This is a genomic window from Cellulomonas septica (genome assembly GCF_012396155.1).
Taxonomy (GTDB): domain Bacteria; phylum Actinomycetota; class Actinomycetes; order Actinomycetales; family Cellulomonadaceae; genus Cellulomonas; species Cellulomonas septica.
On the sequence record NZ_JAAXOY010000433.1, the window covers coordinates 1 to 3063 of the forward strand.

General features: G+C 75.1%; 3 protein-coding genes. All 3 read right to left on the reverse strand.

From position 1 onward, the window contains the following. Positions 1–78: 78 nt before the first annotated feature. Entirely contained in the window at positions 79–657 is a 579-nt protein-coding gene (locus tag HGA02_RS14505) for a uridine kinase family protein (RefSeq protein ID WP_343035491.1), read from the reverse strand. A gap of 35 nt (positions 658–692) precedes the next feature. Then, complete coding sequence (locus HGA02_RS14510) at positions 693–1991, reverse strand: methyl-accepting chemotaxis protein (protein ID WP_343035492.1); 1299 nt, start codon at positions 1989–1991, stop codon at positions 693–695. Between the two features lie 111 nt (positions 1992–2102). Further along, a partial coding sequence (gene argH, locus HGA02_RS14515) for an argininosuccinate lyase (protein ID WP_168679690.1) occupies positions 2103–3063 on the reverse strand: 961 nt, incomplete at its 5' end.

Below are 3063 nucleotides of genomic sequence, written 5' to 3' on the forward strand. Positions count from 1 at the left end.
GACCGCGCGCCCGTCCCGCTCGGACCGCCCCGATCTGCGCCATGGGGCCGCGCGGTCATCGGCGGACGGACCGTGCGATCAGGGCTCGACGAGGCGGCCGACGGCGTCGACGTGGACGTCCGCGCGCTCGCGCGTGCGCTCACGGGCGAAGTGCGCCGACTCGGCGACCATCCACGCGAGCCAGTGCTCACGCGCGTCGTCACCGTCCCGCTCCAACCCGCGCGACAACCGCAGGTCGCGCGGTGCCTCGACCCAGACCTTGACGGCCGCGACCGGATCCGCCGCGGTGCGCGCCGAACCGCACCCGTCGAGGACGAGGACGTCGGGCACCGGGACGTCGTGCCACTCGGCGAACGCTCCGGCCGTCCAGTCGTACCGGCGGTAGCGGCCCGGCCGCCCGGCGGCGAGCGGCTCGAGCACCTGCGCGTCGAGCCGCTCCCAGACGCCCTCGAGGTCGGACCACCCGTCGAGCAGGTCGTCGAGGTGCAGCACGGTCGCCCCCAGCGCCGCGCCGACCCGGCGCGCGAGCGTCGACTTGCCGGAGCCGGCCGGGCCGTCGACGCAGACGAGCCGCACGCCACCGAGGCGGGGCCGGGCGGCACGCACCCGCGCGACGACCACGTCGACGGCATCGGTCCTGGACGTCGGAACGGTCACGCGGCCTCCTCTCGACGGAGAGGACATCATGCCGGTCAGACGCGGAACGCCGCCGTCGACGACGCCAGACGCTCCGACACCTCCGCGATCGACCCGACGGTGACGCTCTCGCGCGCCAGGGCGTCGCTGGTCCGGCCCGCACCGCTCGCGACCGACGACACGGACGTCGCGATCTCCCCGATCCCCGTCGCCGCCTCGCCGACGCCGCGCGACATCGCGGCGGTCGTCGCGGACTGCTCCTCGACCGCCGCGGCGATCGTGGACTGGTACTCGTTGATCGCCGCGATGACCTGGGTGATGCGTCCGATGGCGTCCACGGCGGCCGTGGTGTCGACCTGGATCGCCGCGATCCGGCGCGCGATCTCGTCCGTCGCGCGCGCGGTCTCGCCCGCGAGCTCCTTGACCTCGTTCGCGACGACGACGAAGCCCTTGCCCGCGTCGCCCGCCCGGGCCGCCTCGATGGTCGCGTTGAGCGCCAGCAGGTTCGTCTGCTCCGCGATCGACGTGATGAGCCGCACGACGGCGCCGATCTGCTCCGAGGAGTCGCCGAGGCGTCCGACGGTGCGGACGGCGTCGTCGACCGCGGTCGTCGCCTCGGTCGCGACGTTGAGCGCCTCGCCGGCGTTGCTCGCGATCTGCCGGATCGAGGCGCCCATCTGGTCGGCACCGGCCGCGACCGAGCGCACGGTCTGCGCGACCTGCTCGGCGGCCGTGGCGGCAGCACCGGCGTCGGAGCTCGCGCGCTCCGCCGTGGCCGACAGTGTCCGGTTGCCGTCGTCGAGCTGCTGCGTCGCGTCGTGCAGGACGACCACCTCGTCGGCGACGGCCCGCAGGGACCCCTGCAGCGCGTCGAGCCCGGCGTCGAGGGCCCGGCCGGCCCGCCCGATCTGGTCCCGGTTGTCGAGCCGCGTGCGCTGGGTGAGGTCGCCCGCCTCGAGCGCTGCCGACACCCGGAACACACGGCGGAGCTCGCGGTCGATCGCGTGCGCGCCCCACGTCGTGAGGCCGCCCGCGAGGACGGTCGCGGCGGCGGCGAGGCCGAGGAGCGTGCGGCGGGTCGCGCCGACGTGCTCCGCGACCGCCGGGTCACCGCCCGCGAGCGCGACGACCTCGGTGCCGTCCACCCAGGCGACGACGAGGACGGCCAGGACCATCGTGAGCATGACGAGCGCGAGCGTGAGGACCTTCGCGCGGATCGACATGTTCGCGAACCACCGCTGGAAGCCCGTGAGGGTGCTCAGGTACGGCCGGTCCAGCGCGGCCGCCCGTCGCGCCGAACGGGCGGCCCGCGCGGGGCGGACGTCAGGACTCACGGCCGTGCTGGTGGTGCTCACTCGGGTGTCGCTCCTCGTCGTGCCGACCACGCCCTGGGACTGACGCGTGCCGGCGTGAGGGTCGCCGGACCCATCGGCCGACGAGCCCCGGAGCTGAGGAGCCTGCCCGGGTCAGTCGGTCGCGAACCTCTGGCGCAGAGCGGCTGCCGCGCCGCGCGCGGCCGCGAGCTGCTCGGCGACGCGCACCGGGGCGGTCCCTCCGGCGGCGTCGCGCGAGGCGAGCGAGCCCTCGACGGACAGGACCGACCGGACCCCGCTCGTGAGGTGCGGGGAGATCGCGACCAGGTCGTCGTCGCTGAGCTCCCACAGCTCGATCGCGGGCTCGCGCTCCTCGCACGCGCGGACGCACGCCCCGGCGATCTCGTGCGCGACCCGGAAGGCGACGCCCTCGCGGACGAGCCACTCGGCGACGTCCGTGGCCAGCGAGAAGCCCTGCGGGGCGAGCTCGGCCATGCGCTCGGTGTCGAACGTCAGGGTCGCGACCATCCCCGCGAACGCGGGCAGGAGGACCGTCAGCTGGTCCACCTGGTCGAAGACCGGCTCCTTGTCCTCCTGCAGGTCGCGGTTGTACGCGAGCGGGAGGCCCTTGAGCGTCGTGAGCAGGCCGGTGAGGTCGCCGACGAGGCGCCCCGCCTTGCCGCGCGCGAGCTCCGCGACGTCCGGGTTCTTCTTCTGCGGCATGATGCTCGACCCCGTGGAGTAGGCGTCGTGCAGCCGCACGAAGCCGAACTCCTTGGTCGACCAGAGCACGACCTCCTCGGCGAGCCGGGAGACGTCGACGGCGAGCATCGCGGCGACGAACGCGAACTCGGCGACGACGTCGCGCGACGCGGTGCCGTCGATCGAGTTCTCGACGGGACCGTCGAACCCGAGCTCCGCCGCGACCGCGGCCGGGTCGAGACCCAGCGACGAGCCGGCGAGCGCACCCGAGCCGTAGGGCGAGCGCGCGGCGCGCGCGTCCCAGTCGACCCAGCGGTCGACGTCGCGGAGCAGCGGCCACGCGTGCGCCAGCAGGTGGTGCGCGAGGAGGACGGGCTGCGCGTGCTGCAGGTGCGTGCGCCCGGGCATCGGG